22 protein-coding genes, 1 tRNA gene, 1 pseudogene and 1 other annotated feature are annotated in these 22,377 nt (G+C 39.1%); of the genes and pseudogenes, 17 read left to right on the top strand and 7 right to left on the bottom strand.

Annotated features, from left to right (window positions below; translation table 11 throughout):
- The 8 genes and pseudogenes from PRK60_RS07450 to PRK60_RS07410 all read left to right on the top strand — a co-directional run bounded on the left by PRK60_RS07450 (nucleotide 1) and on the right by PRK60_RS07410 (nucleotide 6,267).
- Nucleotides 1–138 (top strand): XkdX family protein, encoded by a 138-nt coding sequence (locus PRK60_RS07450; RefSeq protein WP_273645890.1) that lies wholly within the window; start codon nucleotides 1–3, stop codon nucleotides 136–138.
- Between the two features lie 595 nt (nucleotides 139–733).
- Entirely contained in the window at nucleotides 734–1,033 is a 300-nt protein-coding gene (locus tag PRK60_RS07445) for a hypothetical protein (RefSeq protein WP_102168910.1), read from the top strand.
- Nucleotides 1,030–1,473, top strand: coding sequence for a phage holin, LLH family (locus PRK60_RS07440; RefSeq protein ID WP_273645889.1), 444 nt, complete (start codon nucleotides 1,030–1,032; stop codon nucleotides 1,471–1,473). The genes PRK60_RS07445 and PRK60_RS07440 overlap by 4 nt, the downstream gene beginning before the upstream one ends.
- 12 nt (nucleotides 1,474–1,485) lie before the next feature.
- Nucleotides 1,486–2,418 carry a GH25 family lysozyme gene (locus PRK60_RS07435; RefSeq protein WP_216972446.1) on the top strand — a complete coding sequence of 311 codons (933 nt, stop codon included), beginning with the start codon at nucleotides 1,486–1,488 and terminating at the stop codon, nucleotides 2,416–2,418.
- Nucleotides 2,419–2,589: 171 nt separating this feature from the next.
- On the top strand, nucleotides 2,590–2,748 hold the full coding sequence (locus PRK60_RS07430; protein WP_164498286.1) for a hypothetical protein: 159 nt from the start codon (nucleotides 2,590–2,592) through the stop codon (nucleotides 2,746–2,748).
- Nucleotides 2,749–3,053: 305 nt separating this feature from the next.
- On the top strand, nucleotides 3,054–4,568 hold the full coding sequence (locus PRK60_RS07425) for a pyridoxal-dependent decarboxylase (RefSeq protein WP_273645888.1): 1,515 nt from the start codon (nucleotides 3,054–3,056) through the stop codon (nucleotides 4,566–4,568).
- Between the two features lie 22 nt (nucleotides 4,569–4,590).
- Nucleotides 4,591–6,026 (top strand): annotated as a pseudogene (locus tag PRK60_RS07415) (amino acid permease).
- Between the two features lie 166 nt (nucleotides 6,027–6,192).
- A tRNA-His gene (locus PRK60_RS07410) sits at nucleotides 6,193–6,267 on the top strand.
- Between the two features lie 54 nt (nucleotides 6,268–6,321).
- Here PRK60_RS07410 and PRK60_RS07405 read toward each other — a convergent pair.
- Genes PRK60_RS07405 through hemH form a run of 3 tightly spaced genes read right to left on the bottom strand, consistent with a single transcriptional unit; the run spans nucleotide 6,322 to nucleotide 9,228 of the window.
- A complete protein-coding gene (locus PRK60_RS07405) occupies nucleotides 6,322–6,978 on the bottom strand; it encodes a phosphatase PAP2 family protein (protein WP_191913035.1) in 657 nt (218 codons plus the stop codon).
- Nucleotides 6,979–6,988: 10 nt separating this feature from the next.
- Nucleotides 6,989–8,293 (bottom strand): Nramp family divalent metal transporter, encoded by a 1,305-nt coding sequence (locus PRK60_RS07400; RefSeq protein WP_273645886.1) that lies wholly within the window; start codon nucleotides 8,291–8,293, stop codon nucleotides 6,989–6,991.
- A complete protein-coding gene (gene hemH, locus PRK60_RS07395; protein ID WP_102168619.1) occupies nucleotides 8,293–9,228 on the bottom strand; it encodes a ferrochelatase in 936 nt (311 codons plus the stop codon). The genes PRK60_RS07400 and hemH overlap by 1 nt, the downstream gene beginning before the upstream one ends.
- A 144-nt stretch (nucleotides 9,229–9,372) precedes the next feature.
- Nucleotides 9,373–9,491 (top strand) — a sequence feature (ribosomal protein L10 leader region).
- A 31-nt stretch (nucleotides 9,492–9,522) separates the two neighbouring features.
- Here hemH and rplJ point away from each other — a divergent pair.
- The 3 genes from rplJ (at nucleotide 9,523) to PRK60_RS07380 (ending at nucleotide 11,675) form a co-directional block, all read left to right on the top strand.
- Nucleotides 9,523–10,023 carry a 50S ribosomal protein L10 gene (gene rplJ / locus PRK60_RS07390; protein ID WP_102168620.1) on the top strand — a complete coding sequence of 167 codons (501 nt, stop codon included), beginning with the start codon at nucleotides 9,523–9,525 and terminating at the stop codon, nucleotides 10,021–10,023.
- A 63-nt stretch (nucleotides 10,024–10,086) separates the two neighbouring features.
- The gene (gene rplL / locus PRK60_RS07385; RefSeq protein ID WP_102168621.1) at nucleotides 10,087–10,452 is read left to right on the top strand and encodes a 50S ribosomal protein L7/L12; all 366 of its coding nucleotides are present in this window, start codon (nucleotides 10,087–10,089) and stop codon (nucleotides 10,450–10,452) included.
- A 179-nt stretch (nucleotides 10,453–10,631) separates the two neighbouring features.
- Complete coding sequence (locus PRK60_RS07380) at nucleotides 10,632–11,675, top strand: DUF5692 family protein (RefSeq protein WP_273645885.1); 1,044 nt, start codon at nucleotides 10,632–10,634, stop codon at nucleotides 11,673–11,675.
- Between the two features lie 107 nt (nucleotides 11,676–11,782).
- Here PRK60_RS07380 and PRK60_RS07375 read toward each other — a convergent pair whose 3' ends face one another.
- Nucleotides 11,783–12,064 carry a hypothetical protein gene (locus tag PRK60_RS07375; protein WP_273645884.1) on the bottom strand — a complete coding sequence of 94 codons (282 nt, stop codon included), beginning with the start codon at nucleotides 12,062–12,064 and terminating at the stop codon, nucleotides 11,783–11,785.
- Between the two features lie 374 nt (nucleotides 12,065–12,438).
- Nucleotides 12,439–12,813 carry a large-conductance mechanosensitive channel protein MscL gene (gene mscL, locus PRK60_RS07370; RefSeq protein ID WP_102168624.1) on the bottom strand — a complete coding sequence of 125 codons (375 nt, stop codon included), beginning with the start codon at nucleotides 12,811–12,813 and terminating at the stop codon, nucleotides 12,439–12,441.
- A 173-nt stretch (nucleotides 12,814–12,986) separates the two neighbouring features.
- On the opposite strand from mscL, the gene PRK60_RS07365 reads away from it, so the two are divergent.
- The 3 genes from PRK60_RS07365 to PRK60_RS07355 are packed head-to-tail and all read left to right on the top strand — an operon-like array spanning nucleotide 12,987 to nucleotide 14,681.
- Nucleotides 12,987–13,307 carry a PadR family transcriptional regulator gene (locus PRK60_RS07365; RefSeq protein WP_102168625.1) on the top strand — a complete coding sequence of 107 codons (321 nt, stop codon included), beginning with the start codon at nucleotides 12,987–12,989 and terminating at the stop codon, nucleotides 13,305–13,307.
- A complete protein-coding gene (locus PRK60_RS07360; protein WP_273645883.1) occupies nucleotides 13,307–13,936 on the top strand; it encodes a DUF1700 domain-containing protein in 630 nt (209 codons plus the stop codon). The genes PRK60_RS07365 and PRK60_RS07360 overlap by 1 nt, the downstream gene beginning before the upstream one ends.
- Nucleotides 13,920–14,681, top strand: a complete 762-nt coding sequence (locus tag PRK60_RS07355) for a DUF4097 family beta strand repeat-containing protein (protein ID WP_273645882.1) — start codon at nucleotides 13,920–13,922, stop codon at nucleotides 14,679–14,681. The genes PRK60_RS07360 and PRK60_RS07355 overlap by 17 nt, the downstream gene beginning before the upstream one ends.
- 131 nt (nucleotides 14,682–14,812) lie before the next feature.
- On the opposite strand, the gene PRK60_RS07350 is transcribed toward PRK60_RS07355, so the two are convergent.
- Nucleotides 14,813–15,670: a LysR family transcriptional regulator gene (locus PRK60_RS07350; protein WP_273645881.1), complete on the bottom strand. Its 858-nt coding sequence runs from the start codon at nucleotides 15,668–15,670 to the stop codon at nucleotides 14,813–14,815.
- A 111-nt stretch (nucleotides 15,671–15,781) separates the two neighbouring features.
- On the opposite strand from PRK60_RS07350, the gene PRK60_RS07345 reads away from it, so the two are divergent.
- The 3 genes from PRK60_RS07345 to menC are packed head-to-tail and all read left to right on the top strand — an operon-like array spanning nucleotide 15,782 to nucleotide 19,464.
- Nucleotides 15,782–17,116: a M20/M25/M40 family metallo-hydrolase gene (locus tag PRK60_RS07345; RefSeq protein WP_273645880.1), complete on the top strand. Its 1,335-nt coding sequence runs from the start codon at nucleotides 15,782–15,784 to the stop codon at nucleotides 17,114–17,116.
- An 18-nt stretch (nucleotides 17,117–17,134) separates the two neighbouring features.
- Nucleotides 17,135–18,340, top strand: a complete 1,206-nt coding sequence (locus PRK60_RS07340; RefSeq protein ID WP_102168630.1) for an MFS transporter — start codon at nucleotides 17,135–17,137, stop codon at nucleotides 18,338–18,340.
- A 17-nt stretch (nucleotides 18,341–18,357) separates the two neighbouring features.
- Nucleotides 18,358–19,464, top strand: coding sequence for an o-succinylbenzoate synthase (menC, locus tag PRK60_RS07335; protein ID WP_102168631.1), 1,107 nt, complete (start codon nucleotides 18,358–18,360; stop codon nucleotides 19,462–19,464).
- A gap of 65 nt (nucleotides 19,465–19,529) precedes the next feature.
- On the opposite strand, the gene adhE is transcribed toward menC, so the two are convergent.
- Nucleotides 19,530–22,160 (bottom strand): bifunctional acetaldehyde-CoA/alcohol dehydrogenase, encoded by a 2,631-nt coding sequence (gene adhE, locus PRK60_RS07330; RefSeq protein ID WP_273645879.1) that lies wholly within the window; start codon nucleotides 22,158–22,160, stop codon nucleotides 19,530–19,532.
- Nucleotides 22,161–22,377: the final 217 nt, after the last annotated feature.

Raw genomic sequence — 22,377 nt, 5'->3', positions numbered from 1 at the left:
ATGGATTGGATGGAATTTGTTAAAACGATGTTTATCCTAGGTAATGTAGTAACAGGGTATGTTAATGTGGTAATCACACCAGAACAGTACAAGCAAATTACTGGTAAGGATTACGTGGCACCAGTTACGGTTGCCTAGATAGTAAATTAGATAGCTGGATATAGCTAACACATAGTCGCCAAAGAAATACACAATACATAAATAAGCCTCGCTGTTAATACAACGGGGCTTTTGTTATGGGCGGCTATAAAAGGAAAAAGCGCTAATCCGAATCGGAGAATTAGCACTTTCTATATGTTTGTTGTAGTTACCTTTGGGAAGGATAACTATGCGACCTCAAAGGGCCAATAAATAATGTGTCTTTAATAAGACAAATTCATTATATCATTAATTAGATAAAGTTTAAACTAAAAAAGGACGCCTATTAAGCGCCCAAGTTTACCGGTACGGTTTAAGTAATCAACTGAAACCGATTTGCACGCCGGTATAATCTTCTTGATACATGTATTATAACATAAACCTATTATGATACAATAGACAAGCACGCCGAGGGTCTAATCAGCTCTTACTATGTGCAAGAATGGGGGGTGACTCCATGCACTGGTGTGTAATCTTCTTGATTGTGCCTAGTAAGCACATTAAACATCTAATTCATAAACTGTTCAAGTAATAGTTTCAGCGCTGACTTCGGTTGGCGCTTTTTTTGTACCAAAAATTTGGAGGTGAGCATGAAATGGGTTGGATTACACCTCATTCATTGTTTAGTTTAAGTTGGGACGAGTGGGGATCGATAGCTGCAATTTTGATAGTGATAGTAGGGATTATTCGATGGGTAATCAAGAAGCTCGATATTGAGCTTTTTGGCCCGATTAGACGAAAACTAAGTGACGTTAACGACAATTTAACTGAATTTAATCGTCGTCAGGCAAAGGCAGAAGCACGATTGGAAAATGGTGATAAGAAGTTTATTCGACATGATGAAGAACTAAAAGATCATGAACGGAGAATCACTAGTTTGGAGGAACGAAGATGAATGAAATTATTAATGCAATTCCGGAATATGTAATTACAGCGGTTGTTTCTACCGCTATTTTTTATCTCATGAATGCAGGGAAGAACTTACTACACAGCAAGGTTCAACATGCCAAAACTACTCAATCAAAAGAGCTGTGGAGCTTCATTGAACAGGTTGCTAATACGGCAGTCAACTCCTTAGTAAGTAAGGACATTACTGGTGATGCTAAGTTCGCCCAAGCAACGGCAATTGTACAAGATGCACTTGCTAAGCAAGGCTTTACTAACGTTGATGTCAAGGCAATTGAATCAGCGGTGCAATCAGCTTACGAAAAGTCGCCATTAACGCCTACAAGTAATGAGAAACCGTATGTATTTAAGAATCTTGAACAGCCGAATCAAGATAAACCAAAAGTTCAAGACAACGTAAATAACACCCAACCTGTTGAAGCAAAATAAGGAGGTTATCTTATGCCATTAAAAGTAGTAGATGTTTATTCAGGCTCACCTCGCTGGTACGCCACAGATGATAATGCGGACGCTGTTATTGTTAAAGCCACGCAGGGGACGGGCTATGTTAACCCGTTCTGTGATATTGACTATCAAGCAGCAAAAAAGGCTGGGAAACTACTAGGTGTATATCACTATGCAAGCGGTGGGGACCCAATTTCAGAAGCTAACTACTTCTTGAAGAATGTTAAGGGCTACGTCCATGAGGCAATTCTTGGCTTGGATTGGGAATCTGCACAAAATGCTTCGTGGGGTAACACTAATTGGTGTCGTCAATTTGTTAATGAGATTCACCGTCAGACTGGTGTCTGGCCGATTATTTATGTACAATTTTCTGCGGTATGGCAAGTAGCTAATTGTGCAGATACTTGTGGATTATGGGGCGCTGGTTATCCTTGGTACACTAATTCTTGGACAGTTCCACCATTCTTGTCTAGTTATAATTTCGCTCCTTGGAAAGATCTTACTGGTTGGCAATTCACGGGTAACACTGAAGACCGTTCTTTATTCTATGTTGATGCTAATGGCTGGCAAGCAATCGCTAAGGGTGATGGAACTGTTACTCATACCGCTCAACCAGCACCACAGAAAAACGAAGCAAAGACTTCCAATGTTCCATCATACGCTGGGACAACTTGGCAAGACTCTCTTGGAGTAACTTGGCACGCTGAGAATGGTAAGTTTACCGCTAATACTGATTTACATCTTCGTTGGGGCGCTACTCCTTCTAGTTCAGTAATCTCGGTATTACATGCTGGTGATGTCGTGAAGTACGATGCCTGGGCTCGGACTAATGGTTTTGTTTATATTCGTCAGCCACGTGGTAACGGTCAATATGGTTATGTAGCAGTACGAAACGCCTACACCAACGAAGCATACGGAAAATTTGAATAAACGAATCAATCCCTAGTGGTAGTTGCACAATCTGCAATGACCACTAGGGATTTTTGTCGTATAATAATTGCTTGAGGTATATATTATGAATGATGAAAAGCTTTACGGATATTTGGTTGTTACAAATGTCTATAGTAGTATACTGATATCAATTTGAAAGGAGCTGATATAATGAATCAAAGGTTAAGAGGACAATTCGTTAAAGTTCCAAGTAAAAAAATAAGCAAGGTTGTAAATAAAACTGTTGATATTAATCCTAAATCAACTATGAATGAATTATTAGAAAACCCTAAATTAGTAAAGACCTTACAAAAGTTATCATTAGTTTAAAACAAAAAAATCCATCAGGAAGAGCTGATGGTAAAGACGATATACTAGACTTGACAGTTAAAGTATATCGTCTTTTTTATTTCCGTAAAGTGAACAGCAGTTTATGTTATAATGCAGGTAAGTTAAGTTTGAGTGGAACAAGATAACCCGGCACTTCCTTTGAGGTGTCGGGTATTATTTTTAAAACAAAAAAAGAACAATCTGAATACTCAAATTGCTCTTTTTTAAGTAGTTGGGACACTTTGGCGACACCAACTGATTGACGAACGTTGATATATCAACGATTATAGCAATCGAAAGATTACATGTTGTGGAACAGTAATAACGTTGCTTTGGAATCATCAGTTGCCACTTCAAAGATGGAATCGGAAGTTGGAGAAGACTTTGCTAAGCTATTTGATTATAAAGATGGCTGGGGTCACATTACTCATGATGGTTCGATGGCTAATCTTGAGGGATTATGGTATGCTCGACAATTTAAGTCAATGACATTAGCCTTTAAGGAAGTTGTTCCTGATAAAGTTAAAGGCTTAAGCGATTGGGAACTCCTTAATATGTCAGTTGAAAAGGTGCTTAAGATCTTAGCAACACTTACTCCAGATGAAATTAATGCTGTTAAGGCTCATTCATCACGAAGCGGTAAGAATATTCAAAAACTAGGAAAGTTCATTGTCCCATATACTAAACACTATTCTTGGCTCAAAGCTCTTGATATTTCTGGTGTTGGTCTTGACCAAATGATTCAAATTCCAGTAAAGAGCGATTTTCGGATGAACATTGATATTCTAGAAGAGACAATTAAGAAGTTAGCTGCCGAAAAGACCCCAATTCTCGGAGTAGTTGCCGTTGTCGGAACTACTGAAGAAGGTCAAGTTGATGAGGTTGATCGGATCGTTAAATTCCGTAAAGAAATGGAGAAGCAAGGTGTCTACTTCTATCTTCACGTCGATGCTGCTTACGGTGGCTATGGTCGTGCACTGTTTAAGGACGAAAATGGCAATTTTGTTGAATACGATCAATTAGCTGACATGCTTAAAAAGCACCACGTCTTCAACTACCCAGTTCGTATCTCTGAGCATGTATATCGTGGTTTCAAAGCAATCAAGGATGCTGAATCAGTAACTATTGACCCTCACAAGATGGGGTATGTTCCATATTCAGCTGGTGGAATTGCTATTAAGTATCAAAGCATGCGAAATGTTATTTCTTACTTTGCACCATATGTTTTCGAAAAGAAAACTACTGAAGCTCCAGATATGCTTGGATCTTATATTATTGGTGGGTCAAAGTCTGGTGCTACTGCTGCCGCTGTTTGGGCTGCTCACCGGACATTACCACTTAACGTAACTGGCTATGGTCGTTTAATTGGTTCTTCTATTGAAACTGCTCAACGCTTCCGTGACTTCCTTAAGAAGTTAAAGTTTAATGTTAAGGGTAAGGAAGTCGATGTATATCCTCTTGATAACCCAGACTTTAATATGGTTGATTGGGTTCTGAAGATTAATGGTGAAACTAGCTTAAAGAAGACAAATGAATTGAACGAAAAGATGTTTAACTTCTCATCAATTTATGATAGTCATGTTTATTCTAATCGCTTCATAACATCCCATACTATTTTTAGAAAAGATACGTATGGAGATTCACCAGTTCCATTTATTAAGCGGATTGGCTTTTCTGAAGACGAGTGGAATAAAGTTGGCGCAGTAACATTGTTGCGGGCTGCTATTATGACACCTTACTTAAATGATACTAAACTCTTCGACTTCTACTCACAAGGTATCGCTAAGTCAATGGAAAAGAAGCTAAATGAGATTCTTTAATTATTAGAGGGGAGTTTATCGTATGAAAAGTAAAACGTCAAAGGTTAGCCTCATAACTTTTATTGGGATGACGGTTGCTTTGGCGGCAAGTATTCGTAATATCCCTGATGTAGCTGGTTCTGGATGGACTATGTTCTTCTACATGGGAGTAGCTAGCTTACTATTTGCCTTACCAATTTGCCTGATTGCAGGTGAATTTGGTAGTTCCTTCCCTGAAAAAGGGGGACCAGAATTATGGGTTAGTAGCTCTTTAGGAGGAAGTTATGGCTTTGCCACTTCTTGGTTACTGTGGGTTCAAATGTTCCCAGGGATGGTTATGGTTGCCTCAGCTTTGCACCGCTTTTAGTAACTGCAATTAACCGAGAAAGTTTGGGTAATAATAATATCTTTACATTAATTGTTATCTTAGTTGTGTATTGGATTATTACCTTTCTTAATATGAAGTTTGATATGGCGAAGATTACTGGACAAATAGGTGCTTGGGCTGGAATTTATATCCCACTGGTTATAATGACTGTTTTGGGAATTTGGGCAGTTATTAAATCAGGAATTCACCCTTCATCAATTTTGGGTAATTTCTCAGCTGGTAAATTATTACCAGATCCTACAGACATGAAATCACTTGCCTTCTTCTCACCAATTATCTTTATTTATACGGGAATTGAAATGTCTTCTGTTTATATTACACGGATTAAAAAGGTATCTTACTACCCAATTGGTGTTTTGGTTACACTAGTCTTTATGTTTGCTCTTAATATCGTTAACGGGTTCCTCGAAGCTGCTGTTGTTTCATCAAGTAAAATTGATCTTAATAACATTGTTCAACCGGTTATCGTATATGATAAAATTTTAGGCTTGCCGTCATGGATCGCTAATGTATTTAGTATTTTAGTCTTCATTGGTGTTAGTATTCAGCTATCGGCATGGGCATCAGGTCCAGGTAAGACCATTATTTCAAGTGCTCAGAAGGGATTATATCCTCCTAAGTTTAAGTTCTGGAAGACAGATCGTTTTGGTGATTCACATACTATTCTGATTACTCAAGCATCAATTATTTCTTTCTTTGCACTTGTTTATTTACTAATTCCAGGTATTAATTCGGCATTCTTGGAATTAGTTAATGCTACCACTGTTCTTTATTGTGCTGTTTATATCTTTATGGCAATCGGGTTCATTAAATTGCGGATTAAACAGCCAAATTTGAAACGGCCATTTAAGGTCGGTAATACTTTTGTAGCATGGTTAATTGCACTGATCTTAATTGCTACCATTATTATTGCCCTAGTTGCAACGTTCGCTGTAGGGACGCTGAAGGACTTTATCATTGTTGCAATTATTAGTGCAGTATTAATCCTTCTACCATTCTGGTTTGTAAGGATTCGAAAGGATTCATGGACTCCAGAAGTTAAGAAATTAATGGCAGAAAATGATCAGATAAGTAAAAAAGCAGAAAAGTAATTAAAAGTTCTGGTTAATTCTTCTAACAGCAAATGATGATGTTCCTGATTGAAAAGGCTTTGGATGGTGCTAATTTATACCAAATTAGTAATCATTACAAAGTCTTTTTGATTTTTATTGTATTACTGAACCAATATGTGATATTATTTTCTTTGGAGTCATTATGGCGGTATTGGTGAAGTTTGGTTAACACACCGGTTTGTGGGTCCGGCACGCGTGGGTTCGAATCCCACATACCGCCCTGACCTAAAAAGAACTCAGGAGAAGGTTTCTTCTCTTGAGTTCTTTTTTTGTTTTAATTCCTACTTTGAATTCTTGTAATCGGCTTGATCAGCCATTGAGAAAGTTGGTGACGAAACGTCTTGGTGATTAGCCACCAGCCACTTGCCAGTAAGAAGCCGCCAATGACATCGCTTGTAAAATGGTCACGGAGATAAACCCGAGTAACCATAATTATAATAATCCAGAGGAAGAATATTAAGGTTACCCCAATTCTTGCTCCTTGAAAGTGAAGGTAAGGAAGAATCACGGCAAGTAGGGTAAAAACAAAGATTGCTGTAGCGAAAGTGTGCCCACTAGGAAAACTATAGCCGTTAGCCGGGAAAAGCTTATTACTTGGACGAGCACGGAGAACGTTATACTTAGTCAAAATAACTAGTGAGTAACCAATAAATTGAAGAAGTACATACCATAAGCTCTCGTTGAACCTGTCTTGCCACCAGAGGTAGAGAGCAAGGAAAATGGTAAGAACTTGAATGATGATTGGATCTCCAAAGTATGTTAGGGCAATCATGATTTGCGTTTTTAAATGGTAGGTGGGCTGGGTTAACTGATAACCAAAACGATCCACTTGATTAATCCAGTGTGCATTCTGGATAACACCAGCTAGAAATATCCCAAATAGTAACCAACAGACGATCCCACTAATTAATGTTAACGTTTTTTTCTTCATTACTTTCTCCTTAGAACAATGCTGTGATATTTAAGCCAGTTAATAGGAGGACAAGGGCATATTCAATAATTGTTTGCCAAGTAGGACTAGCATGGTTTCCCATTAACTTTTGATCACTCGTGATGGCAACAAGTGGGAACAGGGTAAAAGGGAGTGCAATGCTGAGAACTATTTGGGCATAGATGATTAATTGCTCAAATTGCTGCTCGTTAAAGCGGATTAGACAACCGATGATAACGATCGGGATTAGGGTTACAAAACGGGTAAGCAAGCGGCGTTTCCATAACGGGAGACGGATGTTGATGTACCCCTCCATAACGATTTGACCAGCTAAAGTGCTGGTGATTGACGAGATCAGCCCCGTAATAAGGAGAGCAAAGCCAAATAGCCAACTCATAACGGGACTAGATAGTGGACCAACAATATGGGGATTTTTCAGTCCATAGAAGACGTCTGCCAAACTGTTTAATGTTGCAGTGTGGAAGAAGAGGGTTCCGCCAAGAATGAGAAGGAGTGCATTAACAATTAGGGCAGCAATCAGGTGGATAACTGAATCCCAGTTAGCAAATTTAAGTGTCTCAGTAACTTGTGCCGGGTCATGTTCATCGTAACGCCGACTTTGTGCTAAGGCCGAATGAAGGTAAATGTTATGGGGCATAATTGTTGCTCCGATGATGCCGAGGCTCATAAGTAATTCTGAATGGTTAGTGATAATTTTTGATTGTGGAATAATACCGTTGAGAATTGCAAGCCAATTCGGGTGTGCCCGGCAAACTTCAATCGTAAAAATCGTGCCAACGATAAGAATTGTTGTCAGAACAATGAATTCAACACGGCGAATACCAAACCGCAAAAAAACAAGAACAATCAGGACGTCCGCAACGGTTATGAAGACACCGACAATTAACGGAAGACGGAAAAGGAGGTAGAGGGCAATCGAAGTTCCAACTACTCCGGTTAAGTCTGTTGCCATCATGGCAAGTTCATTTAGTAACCATAAACTAATCCGCACCGATTTAGGGGCCCGTTGAGCGATTGCTTGAGCTAAATCAGTCCTCGTAACAACACCGAGGCGAATTGAGAGCGACTGCATGATCATGGCAACGATGATTGACACGAAGAGGACACTTAATAACGTGTAGCCATACTGTCCACCACCAGCTAGTGAAGTTAGCCAATTACCTGGATCCATATAACCAACGGCAACAAGCGCGCCTGGGCCACTATACGCAAGAAATTTTTGCCAAAATGCTGATTCGTAGACGGTAGGGACGTTGACGCTTCCGTTGATTTCATCTAAACTTTTCTTCTTCATTAACTTAGTCGCTCCTTAGCGAGGTCAGCGATAAACTCAGCAAAGTGGGAGTCATCGTTGAGGGATGAGACAACATCAAGGGTATTGCCGCCACTTTCACGGAATGTTTGATAGTTTTGGACTGAATTTTCTTCGATCGTCTCTAAGCAGTCGGTAACAAATGATGGAGCAACGATTAAGATATTCCGCTTACCAAGTTGAACTAATTGGAGCAGGCGGTTTTTTAAATAAGGTTTTAGCCAGGGCATTGGGCCGAATTTAGATTGGTAAGCCATTTCAATTTGGTTTTCGGGAATAATAAGCCGCTTTTTTAGTTCAATTGTAGTTCGTTCAGTTTCATCCTGATATGGATCGCCGTGTTTAACCATTGAAACGGGAATACCATGATAAGAAATAATCAACATGTCGTAATTCCCGTTGTCCCAAGCTTCTTGAATGTGCTGACTAAGAACAGTGAGGTACCGTGGATCGTCAGCGAAACGATCGATGATTGGTAAAGTTGGATCAACAGCTTGGACCTGCTCAATAATGGACTGGGTTGTACTCTTAGTGAAATGGGGAAAGAGAGAAAGAACAATAATGTGTTTACATTCCTGTTTCATTTGCTGGAGAGTATCACTGATACTGGGCTTGCCGTAAGTCATTGCCATTTTAACCGACCACTCAGGAAGCATTTGTTGAACTTTTGCCGTTAGCTTTTTAGTATTAACAATTAATGGCGAACCATTTTTTAACCAGCAATCACGGTAAAATGTTGCGGAACGCCATGATCGCGTTGGTAAGATAATGCCATTTAAAAGTGGCTTCCAAAGTGCCGGTGGCATTTCCACAACGTTGCGATCCCCGAGAAACTGACGAAGATATTCCTTAACAGCAGGTGTTGTTGGTTCAGCAGGTGAACCGAGGTTAACAAGTAATAAGCCATAGTCTTTCATGCATCTAGCACTCCTTGAAGTAAGTTAGTAAGTTAATTGTACAACAAAACTAATCTGGCGCGTTTGGGAATAATTTCCGGTTCCTAATGAATAAAGCCAAATAGTTCTTTACAAGGATTAAGGGAAATGTTATACTACAACAGTTGATTAAATATGACTCTGCCTAAGACTCAGGTGGCGAAAGCCTTAATGATATAGCCTGCCGAGGAAGAAATTAAGTTCCTTCTCTATGTCTGCGGTCATAGGGATTTTTTTATAAATCCGGTCAAACTACATTGCAGGAGGTGAAAATTCATGAGTGAAGCAGCTATTGCTAAAAAGGCTGAAGTTGTTAAGCAAACTGTTGAATTACTTAACAATGCCGAATCAGCTATCGTTGTTGACTACCGTGGTTTAACTGTTGCTGAAGTTACTGATTTACGTAAGCAACTTCGTGACGCCGGTGTTAAGATGTCAGTTATCAAGAACAAGATTCTTGACCGTGCCGTTGAAGGTACTGACTACGAAGATCTTAAGAGCACTTTTGTTGGCCCAACTGCTGTTGCCTTCTCTGACGAAGACCCAATTGCTCCAGCAAAGATCTTGAAGAACTTTGCCGATGACCACGACGCTCTTGAAATCAAGGGTGGTTTCATCGAAAAGAAAGTTAAGACTCTCGATGAAATTAACGAATACGCTACTATGCCTAGTCGTGAAGATCTGTTGTCAATGCTTGCATCTGCATTGCAAGACCCAATGCGGAAGATTGCTCGTGCAGTCAAGGCCGTTGCCGACAAGGAAGACGAAGCCGCATAATTGTCGTATTACCATATATTATCAAATCAAAATTAATTACCTAAATATTGGAGGAATATAATCATGGCTTTTGATAAGGATGCTATCATTGCTTCATTAAAGGAAGCATCAATTTCTGACCTTAACGATCTTGTTAAGGCTATCGAAGAAGAATTCGACGTTTCTGCTGCTGCTCCAGTTGCAGCTGCAGGTGCTGCTGGTGGCGCTGCTGCCGCTAAGGACAGCTTCACTGTTGAATTGACTGAACCAGGTGCTGCTAAGGTTAAGGTTATCAAGGCTGTTAAGGACATCACTGGTGTTGGCCTTAAGGATGCTAAGGACCTTGTTGACGGTGCTCCTTCAGCAATCAAGGAAGACGTTAAGGAAGACGAAGCTAACGACATCAAGGAAAAGCTTGAAGCCGCTGGTGCTATTGTTACCCTTAAGTAGTCTAACTTCAAATAAACAAAAAGAGAGGTTGAACAATTATGTTCAGCCTCTCTTTTTGTTTAAAAATGTCGCCTTATAAGACAAATATCCCAAAATGAGTTTGCTATCTCTATTATCCTTTTATAAAATAAAAGTAGGTTCTATGTAACCGCTAACATACACTATAGGGAGGAGATAGTATGTTATTTCAAATTTATGGTAGCCAATCAGGTTGGCAATTATTCGGTTGGGTATTAGTATTTGCTTGTTTGATTATCACAAATGAAATAGCACGGCGTAGTAGAGCTGGGGGCCTGTTTTTCTTCGTTGTCTTACCGATTGCATTGACGATTTACTTCACAGCAATTTATATAGGTGCTGCTCAAGGACAGGCATGGGCATTACATAACCAGACCTATGTCCATATGAATAGCTGGTTTCACTATGCGAAGTTATACGCTGCGACATTTGGCTGTATTGGTTTTATGATCCTTAAGTATCATTGGGGTAAATTAGGAAAAGCATACTGGTTTAAGTGCTTCCCGTTTGTAATTGTTGCAATTAATATTTTTATCGCTGTGGGAAGCGACTTTGAATCAGCTATTCGGGGAATGAACGCGTTACAAACTACCGGAAGTCAGTGGTGGCTTTCTTCTGAGGGTGTTTGGCTTTACGGTGGCTGGTGGAACGTCCTTAATGGTATTGCCGGGATTATTAATGTTTTTTGTATGACTGGTTGGTGGGGAATTTATTCCTCAAAGAACGAGGACGACATGCTGTGGCCTGACATGATTTGGCTATTTATTCTGGCATATGACGTTTGGAACTTTGAGTATACTTATAGTAATCTTCCGACCCATTCATGGTACTGTGGTGTTGCTCTTTTGCTTGCACCAACGTTTGCGGCCGCAATTTGGAACAAGGGTGGCTGGATTCAAAACCGGGCAAATACGCTAGCAATCTGGTGTATGTTTGCTCAAGTCATTCCAGAATTTCAGGATAGTGGAAGATTTTCAGTTTTACCTGTTCTGTACAAGAACGGCGTAATGAATCCGGCAGTTCATCCAGGAGCTGCTGATCCGACAATGATGGGGGTAATTGCGATCCTATCGCTTGCAATTAACGTTGTGGTCTTTGCCATTATTTGGAAACGGGCTACTAGTATGGGAATCAACCCTTACACCCATGAAGTCTTTGTTGGAACTAAAGATTATGAAGAAGCGATGGCTCGGGCACAAAAGTAGTGATTACTACTTATTTAAGCTCAAGAAAAGGGACGCAACCAGGAAAAATTTCCTCGTTACGTCCTTTTTAGTGAACAAATCAGCTAGTCGCCGTGCCATCAATTAAACTAGTTTGCCGGGTGAGTGTGGTGAGTAGTAACAATCCGGTAGCCAAAGTAGAATTGAATAGTGGCAAGAACGATGTTGATCCAATTCAAGGCAACGAACCAGCCATTTAGCATGCTGGCATCGTGGGTTACTCCATAGTAAACCCAGAATCCAATGAAGACAGCACAGACATTAATCCAAGCAAATGTCTTTTGAAGGGTTTGGTTGTCGAGTTGGAACCACATCCAAATAACGTTAACAACGAACCAAATAGCTAAAATCCAAAAAATTGTGTTAAACATAATGCATCTCTCCTTTACAATTCATGCGAATGAAACAAGACTAGCAGTTACATGTTAAACAAGAACAAAATTTTAGCCAATACCGGTTAGTGAAGGGAATAGGTGAATACTAATTAAATGCCTTTATTTAATAAGAGCTAACCTTAGAAAATAATTGCTGATATTTAATTAGTAAGTCAACGTGGGTAGTACGGATTCCTTTGCAGTTAACGATATAGGTAGATCTTCAGAAGTCCTGCCAATAATCACCTCACTTATTACTACCCCCTTTAAGTTATATTAACAGGAAAATAGCTGTAAATCCAATGATAAGTAAATAATAAAAATAATAAATCCTGCCGATGAAAGTTATAATTTCACTGGCAGGATTTAGTTTAGTTTCGCTCTTTCTTCTTTAATAGTTCAGTGATTTCTTTTAGGTACTGAACTTCCTCGCTTGGTTTGGCAGGCGCTTCATCTTTCTTTATGCGAAAACGATTAATTGCTTTAACCATCAGGAAAACCACAAAGGAGATGATCAGAAAATTAATGACTGCATTGAGAAAGCTCCCATACTTAAATTGAGCTTCACCAACTGTCCAGGTAAGGTTTGAGAGATCAATCTTACCGATAAAGATACCGAGTAATGGATTAATAAGGTTATCTACTAATGATTTTACGATCGATGTAAACGCAGCACCGACAATAATACCGACTGCCATATCGACAACATTTCCGCGCGCAATAAAGTCCTTAAATTCTTTTATCATATGGGCCTCCTTCTTATTAACTACTTATTAGGTAAGTTATATTTTATCAAACAAGATTATCGTGCATCTGATAATCAGTGATGAATTTAATCAAATTTAAAAATATTCATTATTATATTTACAGCCAATATTATATCTTATATAATATTGGATGTATTAAGGAGGAAGAATAAATGAAAATTCAAATAACAGCTGAACTCCTTGATGGACTGGTTTTAGCGATTCTGAAACAAGACGATTATTACGGCTATGCATTAACGCAAAAGGTGAAAAATGTGATTGATGTTTCAGAGTCGACAATGTATCCGGTCCTTCGCCGTTTAAAAAAGAATGGCGATTTGACAACTTATGATAAGCCATTTCAAGGGAGAAACCGACGTTATTACCACATAACAGAAATTGGTGAACAAAGATTACAGGAAATCTTACGAATATGGGAAGGGTATAAGCAAAACTTGGATCAGATTTTTTATCAGAAGGGTGGAGAAAAATAATGGATGCTCGCCAAAAGTATATTTCAGAATTGAAAAGCTTTTTAGCGCCATTAACTGCTGAAGAAAGAACGGACGCGTTAGATTTTTATAATGAATATATTGAGGATGCTGGTTATGATAATTACCAGCAAATTATTAAGGAACTGGGAAATCCACGACAACTAAGTCACAAGATTTTAGCTGATTACTCAATTAAGGCTAATAATGAGGAAATTAAGAATAGTCATACAGCATCACCCCGTTCCAACTGGCGGGTCTTTTGGTTAGTAGTTATTGCAATTATTACATCACCAATTACGTTTGTGTTGAGTCTGGGAGCGTTAATCGTTCTTATTTGTGCTCTGGCAGCTGTCTTTGGGGTCAGTGTGGGAATATTAGGATCCCTAGTTGGCTTGATTTTTGGTAGTGGGTTAATGATCTATTCAGGAATTGGAGTTCTTGTTGCTGCTCCAATGACGGGGATCCTCTATGCCGGAATTGGGGTAACAATGATTGGTGTTTTACTCTTATGTATCCCTGTAGGATATTGGATTATTCGCTGGTTAGCACAGGCAATTGCTAATTTAGCTAAGTATATTTACCAAAAATTACTTCAAAGGAAGGCTGAGAAGCATGAAAAAAACATTTAAGATTGGTCTAGGGATACTAGTTATTGGGATTGTTTTAATGGTAGTTGGCTTTGCTGGCCACGGAATGAAAAATGTTAGTTTTAAGGGAGCTACCCCAGTAATTGAGAAACAAGTTACTAAAAAATTAAGCACGGCTAAATTTAATAGAGTTAATCTTACTAGCTCAAGTGCTAACGTTTTAATCAAGACAGGTTCAAAATTCTCAATTAGTTACCAGGGAAGTAATGCACGACTTCCTAAGGTTACGGTAACTAATCAGTCTGCAACCATTCATCAAGGTGAGGCTTATGGGACATTCTTTTCCTACAATAATGGTGACGATACCATTATTATTACAGTACCTAAGGGAACTAAATTAGCCGGGAAACTTGATGTTGCTGATGGCGATTTGAGTATTACGAATGTTGATTTGGAGAACATGGATGTTAACGTTGCTGATGGTGACGTTGTTTATAACAATCTCACTGTAACTGAAGGAAAGACAACTCTTGGTGACGGTGATTTCACCAGTAACAGAGTCATCTTTAAGGGGCACTATACGGTGAAAACTGATGACGGAGACAATAAAGTAATTGCTTCGCATGCTGATGGTTTTATTCTCCATACTGATGATGGGGATAATAAACTCGATGGGGTTGACCATGGGGCTGAAGACCTTCAGCAAAATGAATCAGCAACGAACCTTCTTCGCTTGGAGGCAAATGACGGTGATAATTCGGTAATTAACATTAAAGCAGTGGAATAAGTAAAAATGGTCCTTAGTATTAGGAAATTCTTAGTACTAAGGACTTTTTGTATTTATTTTATTCAAACGATCACTTGAGGTGAGTTCCTCATTCATTATGAATTGCTCTGCGAACGCAAAGGAGGGCTTAACTATGCCTTTTTTAAGGAATGACAGTAATTAAGAAGGAGCGTTGCAACTTGCTCTTGGATACTTGTCCTTGGCCCATAAGGATAGGAGAGATAAATCCTTCTATGAAAGCCATTCTTCCCAATTCTATGTAATGAAATCTTTTCAAGGTTAGTTGTACAGTTCCAGGATAACTCAGGAACAAAGCATGAAGCATAGCCCTGAGCTACTAAATTAATCATGAGATTACGATCGCCTGTTCGCAAGACAACTTGAGGATCTATTCTTTGTGCAGAAAGAAAGCGTTGGATAAAGTCGGCAAATGGTGACTCGTTCATTTCAATTAGGGGTAGTTGGTTAATTTTTTCCAATTGAAATGTTGACTGTGAAATTTCCTTACTCGTTGCCAAAAAGACTTCTTCGGATAGTAACAATTCGTTATGTTGCTCAGGAACCGGTAGAGGCACAAGCTGAAAATCATAATGACGAGGATCGTTGTCGATCTTACTTTGGATAAATTGAAGATTAATTTGGGGATATTTGTGATGAATGATTTTGAGAAATGAAACCAGTAAGGGAGTAGTTTCACACATCTTAATAGTAATCTTTTTATTGTTAAGTGAGTGAATTGCCTTTACATTTTCCTTTGCTAACCGTAGTTGATTGAATAAACGATTAACTACCGTAAAGAAATAATTACCTTGAGCGGTTAAGATTAACTTTTTCCCTTGACGAATAAATAGCGAAACGCCTAATTCGTTCTCTAATTCCCGAATACTGCGACTAATAGATGGTTGAGCAACATGTAATTTAGTTGCTGCCTTTGTCATATTCATTGTTTTGACGACTTCGGTAAAGTATTTTAATTGCGTTAAGTTCATCTTTGTTACCTCTTTCATAGCAATTTTGTTATTAACTACATAAAAAGTAATATTGGATTTTAAAAATAAATGAGAATATTCTAATTATATTATAATTTTGGAGGTGATGAAATGACGATTGATGACTATGTTAGGAAAAATCAGCAGCAGTTTATTAATCTATTAGCTAACTTTGTAAGTCAAAAAAGCCTTAGTCAAACAGGAGAAGGAATCCAAGCAACGATTAAATTCTTGAAAGAACTTTTAGAACAATTCATTCATGCGAAAGTTGAGATTATTGAAACGGCTGGTAATCCAATTATTATCGCAACCCTTTCTCCAGGGAAGGATAATGAATACTTGTTTTATGGGCATTATGATGTTCAGTTGCCAGGAAAATTGGCTGAATGGAAAGTAAAGCCATTCAAATTAACTCAGCGTGACGGCCGTTTGTATGGTCGCGGTACTGGCGATAATAAGGGCCAATTAATGGCACAAATATGTGGCTTTTATGTTTATCAGCAATTATATGGGGAGTTACCTTTTACAGCCAAAATTCTCATTGAGGGTGAAGAGGAGATTGGGAGTCCGCACCTTCTTCAAACAGTTCGTACTTTGAAAGATCCATACTTAAATAACCTTTCAGCAGTTTTTGTAATGGATGGATCAATGAGCCAATCAGGAGACCATGTTTTACGATTAGGGAATCAGGGTGTCTTATCGTTTAGATTAGGAGTAAGGACTAACGGAAACGACCTGCATTCAGGGAATTTTGGAAATGTTAGTAAGAATGCGGCTGTTGAGCTTATGCGGGTTTTAAATAAGTTAATTAACCCACTAACTGGTCAATGTAGAATTAAGGAATTTTATAAAGAAGTGGCTGAGCCAAGCAGTCAAGAACGAGAGTGGCTAAATGCTCTGCCAAGTCCGTACAATATTCCAGCACCAATTTATAAGGATAAATTTGATTATTATTATCGGCTAATGTTTCAACCATCAATGACAATTAATGGTTTGAGTAGTGGCTATGAGGGTAACGGGGTAAAAACAATTATTCCTGGTAAAGCAACTGCAATTATTGACTGCCGCTTGGTTGCTAATCAGACATGTGATGAGGTAATTAAATTAATTAACAACACGCTTAAAGCGGAATTAAATGAAGAACAAATCCAAATTAAGTACTTGGTTAAGCTTGATCCTGTAAAAATTGCAGCCAGCAACCCATTAATCCCTCGGCTGGTTTCGACAATTACAGAAGCCACCGGTAAAGCACTGATTGAGCCGGTAATGCCTGGCAGTGTTCCCAATTATATTTGGAAAGATATTGTCGGGATTCCGCCATTTACTATTCCATTGGCAAATTATGATCAGCATAACCATGCACCAAATGAGAATATAACAATTGATGCTTTTCTTGATGGAATAAAAATTATTACTTACCTCTGTCGAAATTTAAATTCTAAATAATGGAAAGAAGGTTACCTTATGGATGAATCACAACAGTTAATGGGCCAGAATGAAAGGCCAAAGTCATATCGAACACTAGTATTGGTTTTCTTGGGATTTATTGTTTGCTTTATTGATCGTTCCGCAATGAATATTGCGCTTGCTTATGTTGGAAAAAGCTTTACGTTGACTCCGGCTCAATTAGGAGTAGTCGGCTCTGCGTTTTTCTTTAGTTATTCGTTAATGCAGGTTCCAGGTGGTTGGCTGGTTGACCGCTTTGGCACTAAATGGATGACGGTGCTTTCGCTTTTGGCCTGGTCAGTATTTACTGTGATGACAGGATTTGCCTGGTCATTTACTTCGCTGATTATTATTAGGGTTCTGTTTGGAATTGGTGAAGGCTCATATCCGTCAGCAGCAATGAAACAGGTTCGCTTGGCATTTCCAGAAAATAAACGTGGTCAAGCATCCGCGGTTGCTATTTCATCTAATTATATTGGAAACGCACTAGCACCGTTTATTGTGGCTCCCTTGATTGCTCTGTTAAGTTGGCGTGGCGCGTTTCATGTTGTTGGAGCGTTAGGCCTTGTTTATTTGGCGTTCTATTACTTCTTCGAACGACCATTAAATCGCGAAATTCCAGATTATGATACAGGAGATCAAAAGGTTAAAGGAAAGTTTGACTGGCGAGTATTAAGCTTTTCGGTAGTTGTGTTTGGCTTTAGCGTGATTACAAAGGGATTAGATACTTGGATGCCTACTTATCTTCTTCAAGCACGCCACATTAATCTAAAAGGAATTGCTTGGTTAGTTCCCCTTCCTTCCATTACGGCAGGGATTGGATCATTTATTGCCGGATTCATCATGGTTAAGTTCTTTACCGGTCATGAGAAATGGTTAATTTCTCTTTCAGCGTTAGTGACTATGGTATTCATGTATGGAATGTTCCATTCGCTAAGCTTGACCGGAGTAATTACCTTTGAAGTATTGGCCTACTTTACTAAATCAATTGGTTTCGCTGCCTCCTATGCGTTTGTGGCACAATTGGTTGCAAAAACAAATTACGGGGCATCAATTGGGGTAGTTAATTTTGGTGGACAACTTGCGGGCTTCTTAGCACCAATTTTAATTGGCCTTGTTATCCAAGTTACTCATAGCTATACTGCAGCCTTCTTGGTATTAACGTTCTTTGCATTACTGGCATTTGTTGCTTCATTAACTATCCATGGTAAAAAGGCAAATTAGTAGGAGAAAGTGATGAGATGAAAATTGAAAAAGCACGATTATTTAAAATTGATTTACCCTTAAGGAATGCTTTTGAGGTTAGCTTCGGGGTAATTAAGTATAAGCGCACGATTATCTTAGAATTGACGGATCAGGATGGCAATTGTGGATATTCAGAGTGTTCAGCTTTTGATGTTCCATTTTATAATGAAGAATTTCGCTCAGGAGCATGGGACCTATTAAAAGAACAATTATTGCCCAAAGTTGTTGGCCATGACATTAATCATCCAGATGATATTTATCAACTATTTAGTCATATTCGGCGAAATAATATGAGTAAGGCATGTGTAAATTGCGCACTTTGGGATTTATATGCTAAACGGCTTCAGCTGCCGTTAGCAAAAGCATTAGGCGGAGACAAACAGAAAGTTGAAGTTGGGGTTAGTATTGGTGTTCAATCCTCACCGGAGAAATTAGTTGAAACAGTTCGTGGCTATCTCAATGATGGCTATCGGCGAATAAAAATGAAAATAAAACCGGGAGCCGATTATCAGTTCATTAAAGCTGTCCGAAACGAGTTCCCAGAAGCAATGCTCATGGCTGATGCCAATTCGGCATACCGCTTAAAAGATCTACCAATGTTACAACGGCTTGATGAATTAGGGTTACTCATGATTGAACAGCCGTTGGAGCCGGGCGATTTAGTTGATCATGCACAACTTCAATCCAAATTAAAGACAGCAATTTGTCTGGATGAAAGTATCCTTTCTTTGGCTGATACTAAGAAAATGATTCAATTAGGTAGTGGTCGTATTATTAATATTAAAGTTGCTCGGGTTGGTGGACTAGGAGCAGCAAAACAAATTCAGGAATATGCAAGTAAGCATGGTATTCAATGTTGGTGTGGCGGAATGTTAGATTCTGGAGTGGCAAGGGCGGAAAATGTTGCGATTGCTACTCTTCAAGGATATACACTTCCTAATGATATTGCTGCCTCAACTCGTTATTATAATCAAGATATTATCAAACCAGTAGTTGAGCTAGATGGAACTTACGTCAATGTTTCTCATCGCCCCGGGCTAGGCTACGAAATTGATTGGGACAATATGAGAAAATTTTGTAAAGCGGAACTGGTATTAAAGTAAGGAATTTAAGTAGCAAAAAAGAAGACCGAGAAAACTCGATCTTCTTTTTGAATTTAATCAGTTGATTAGTCGTTTTCTACACCAGTACCTTCGTAGCAACGTTCAAGGAGTTCCTTAAGCTGGCTAACGAGTGGTTCAACTGGGTTAGTAGTTGTACATTGATCTTCGTAGGCAAGAACGGCAAGCTTATCAACAACTTTGTCAAAGTCTTCCCGGCTAACACCATTGTCTTTAAGGCTTAACTTAACACCACACTTGTGAGCAAGTTCAATTACTTTCTTGGCGTATGCTTCAGCTAATTCTTCATCAGAGTTTCCTTGAAGACCGATGAAACGAGCAATGTCAGCATAATCCTTAGTTGCGTGGTAAGTCTCGTAGTGAGGCCAGAGAGCAAGCTTTTGTGGTCGCTTAGCGTTGAACCGGATAACTTGTGGAAGGGCGATTGCAATCAATAAACCGTGAGGAAGGCCAAATGCTCCACCCATCTTGTGGGCAAGAGAGTGGTTAATTCCAAGGAATACTTGACCGAATGCCATCCCAGCCATGGTTGAGAAGTCGTGCATCTTTCGCCGAGCAAGCTTGTCACCCTTTACAGAATTAGGAAGGTATTCCATAACTCCTTTGATAGTTTGAAGTGACCAACCACGAGTATAATCAGTTGCCATTACTGAAACATATGATTCAGTAGCGTGACAAAGGACGTCCAAGCCCGTGTAAGCAGTGGTCTTGGGAGGAACAGTTTCAACGAATTGTGAATCGACAATCGCAATGTTTGGAGTTAATGCGTAGTCAGCAAGTGGGTACTTAACGTGGGTCTTTGAATCAGTAATTACGGCAAACGGGGTAACTTCTGAACCAGTTCCTGAAGTAGTTGGAATCCCAATTAATTGTGACTTAGTTGGCTTCTTGATTTGGTAAGCACGCTTACGAATATCAAGGTACTTTTGCATAACACCGTACCATGAAGTTTCTGGGTGCTCGTAGAACATCCACATTGCTTTGGCAGCGTCCATTGGTGAACCACCACCAAGGGCAATGATGGTGTCCGGCTTAAAGTCGTTCATCATGGCAACACCCTTTTCAACGGTGTTAGTTGATGGATCTTCTTCAACATCATCGAAAACTAAGAAAGCAGTTTCGTTTTGACGAAGACGTAATTCATCAATTACTCGTTGAACGTAACCACGCTTGCTCATTCCCGGACCGGTAACGATAAAAGCACGGTCGATGTTAGGAATGTCGCGCAATTCTTTTAGTGAGTTGCGTTGAAAGTATACTTTTGGGGGAATCTTAACCCATTGACGGTTTTCACGACGCTTAGCAATAACCTTAATGTTTAACAGATCCCAGTCAGTAACGTTGTGTGATACTGAGTTACCACCGTATGAACCAGTACCAAGAGTAAGGGATGGGGTCATGTTGTTGTAGATGTTACCAATACCACCGATACCAGATGGTGAGTTAACGATGATCCGAGAAGCACGCATTTCAAGGCCGTACTTAGTAGCTAAATCATCATCAAGTGTATGGATAGCAGCAGTGTGTCCTTCACCACCGTAGTGAAGTAATTGACGACAAATATCAAAGGCGTTTTCGTGAGAAGTTGCCCGGTACATGGTCAGAACTGGAGAAAGCTTTTCAGCTGAAAGTGGATAATCGTCACCGACACCTTCGTATTCAGCAATAATTACCTTAGTGTGTTCAGGAACGTCTTTCAAACCACACATTTCAGCAATTGCGTTAGCAGAACGACCGGCAATTGGGCCACGTACTTGGTGCCGTTTAGTGTCAATAAATCCTTCGGTGAAGGTATCTAACTCATTTGGCTTAACGAAGTAACAATTCCACTTCTTGAATTCTTCTTTTACTTGGTCATAAATTTCGTCATCAACAACTACTGAGTTTTCAGTAGCACAAATCATACCGTTATCAAAGGTCTTGGATAAAACAATGTCGTAAACAGAACGAGCAATGTTAGCAGTCTTTTCAATGTAGGCAGGACCGTTACCAGGACCAACACCTAATGCAGGATTACCTGAACTGTAAGCAGCCTTAACTAATGCAGGACCACCAGTTGCCAAAATAGTAGCAATGTTAGGGTGACGAAGTAATGCATTGGTAGCTTCGAGACTACATTGTGGAATCCATTGAATCATGTCCTTAGGAGCACCGGCTTTTTCTGCAGCTTCCTGAAGAATCTTTGCAGTCTTAATTGATGACTTTAAAGCTTGAGGGTGGAAGGAGAAAATAATTGTGTTCCGTGTCTTAGCAGAAATAATGGATTTGAAAATTGTAGTTGAAGTTGGGTTAGTAACTGGGACAACACCAGCGATAATTCCCAGTGGATCAGCAATTGTAATTGTTTGGTCTTCATCATCATCTTTGATAATACCGACAGTCTTATCATGACGAATGTTGTTCCAGATGTATTCACTAGCATAGATGTTCTTAATTGCTTTATCTTCAGCAACACCACGACCAGTTTCGTTTGCAGCGTCCACGGCTAAATCCATGTGGTGTTCTTCTGCTGCCAATGCCATTGCTTGACAGATCTTATCAACTTGTTCTTGGCTGTAGTAACGTAATTTGTCAAAAGCCTTTTGACTACGCTCTACCAAGTCATTAATCATAGTTTGAGCTTCTTGTTCTTTATCAACAGTTGTTGTAGTTTCAAGATTTTTCTTATCTTTAGCCATGAGAATAAGCTCCTTTAGTTTTTATAGTTTTTGTTAATCATTGAACATAAATAAATATACTATATTTTTTGAAAAAGTAAATAGCTATGTGATTGAATGAACAATGGTAAAAAGTCGTGTTAGCGTTTCCAATATTATTACTTCAATGACTGAGAAAACAATAAAAATATTGGTATTATTTTTGGACTAGTCCACTAATGAAGGATCTTTTATTTAT

The organism is Limosilactobacillus portuensis (genome assembly GCF_028607025.1).
GTDB lineage: Bacteria > Bacillota > Bacilli > Lactobacillales > Lactobacillaceae > Limosilactobacillus > Limosilactobacillus portuensis.
This window is presented reverse-complemented; position numbering and strand designations above follow the sequence as displayed.

Coding starts and splice junctions, on each gene's coding strand:
- rplJ (WP_102168620.1), top strand. CDS start 9,523: ATGAGTGAAGCAGCTATTGCTAAAAAGGCTGAAGTTGTTAAGCAAACT.
- hemH (WP_102168619.1), bottom strand. CDS start 9,228: ATGAAAGACTATGGCTTATTACTTGTTAACCTCGGTTCACCTGCTGAA.
- PRK60_RS07355 (WP_273645882.1), top strand. CDS start 13,920: ATGAAAAAAACATTTAAGATTGGTCTAGGGATACTAGTTATTGGGATT.
- PRK60_RS07345 (WP_273645880.1), top strand. CDS start 15,782: ATGACGATTGATGACTATGTTAGGAAAAATCAGCAGCAGTTTATTAAT.
- PRK60_RS07425 (WP_273645888.1), top strand. CDS start 3,054: ATGTTGTGGAACAGTAATAACGTTGCTTTGGAATCATCAGTTGCCACT.
- PRK60_RS07450 (WP_273645890.1), top strand. CDS start 1: ATGGATTGGATGGAATTTGTTAAAACGATGTTTATCCTAGGTAATGTA.
- PRK60_RS07405 (WP_191913035.1), bottom strand. CDS start 6,978: ATGAAGAAAAAAACGTTAACATTAATTAGTGGGATCGTCTGTTGGTTA.
- PRK60_RS07435 (WP_216972446.1), top strand. CDS start 1,486: ATGCCATTAAAAGTAGTAGATGTTTATTCAGGCTCACCTCGCTGGTAC.
- PRK60_RS07440 (WP_273645889.1), top strand. CDS start 1,030: ATGAATGAAATTATTAATGCAATTCCGGAATATGTAATTACAGCGGTT.
- PRK60_RS07350 (WP_273645881.1), bottom strand. CDS start 15,670: ATGAACTTAACGCAATTAAAATACTTTACCGAAGTCGTCAAAACAATG.
- PRK60_RS07430 (WP_164498286.1), top strand. CDS start 2,590: ATGAATCAAAGGTTAAGAGGACAATTCGTTAAAGTTCCAAGTAAAAAA.
- PRK60_RS07445 (WP_102168910.1), top strand. CDS start 734: ATGGGTTGGATTACACCTCATTCATTGTTTAGTTTAAGTTGGGACGAG.
- PRK60_RS07380 (WP_273645885.1), top strand. CDS start 10,632: ATGTTATTTCAAATTTATGGTAGCCAATCAGGTTGGCAATTATTCGGT.
- PRK60_RS07375 (WP_273645884.1), bottom strand. CDS start 12,064: ATGTTTAACACAATTTTTTGGATTTTAGCTATTTGGTTCGTTGTTAAC.
- menC (WP_102168631.1), top strand. CDS start 18,358: ATGAAAATTGAAAAAGCACGATTATTTAAAATTGATTTACCCTTAAGG.
- PRK60_RS07365 (WP_102168625.1), top strand. CDS start 12,987: ATGAAAATTCAAATAACAGCTGAACTCCTTGATGGACTGGTTTTAGCG.
- rplL (WP_102168621.1), top strand. CDS start 10,087: ATGGCTTTTGATAAGGATGCTATCATTGCTTCATTAAAGGAAGCATCA.
- PRK60_RS07340 (WP_102168630.1), top strand. CDS start 17,135: ATGGATGAATCACAACAGTTAATGGGCCAGAATGAAAGGCCAAAGTCA.
- PRK60_RS07360 (WP_273645883.1), top strand. CDS start 13,307: ATGGATGCTCGCCAAAAGTATATTTCAGAATTGAAAAGCTTTTTAGCG.
- mscL (WP_102168624.1), bottom strand. CDS start 12,813: ATGATAAAAGAATTTAAGGACTTTATTGCGCGCGGAAATGTTGTCGAT.
- adhE (WP_273645879.1), bottom strand. CDS start 22,160: ATGGCTAAAGATAAGAAAAATCTTGAAACTACAACAACTGTTGATAAA.
- PRK60_RS07400 (WP_273645886.1), bottom strand. CDS start 8,293: ATGAAGAAGAAAAGTTTAGATGAAATCAACGGAAGCGTCAACGTCCCT.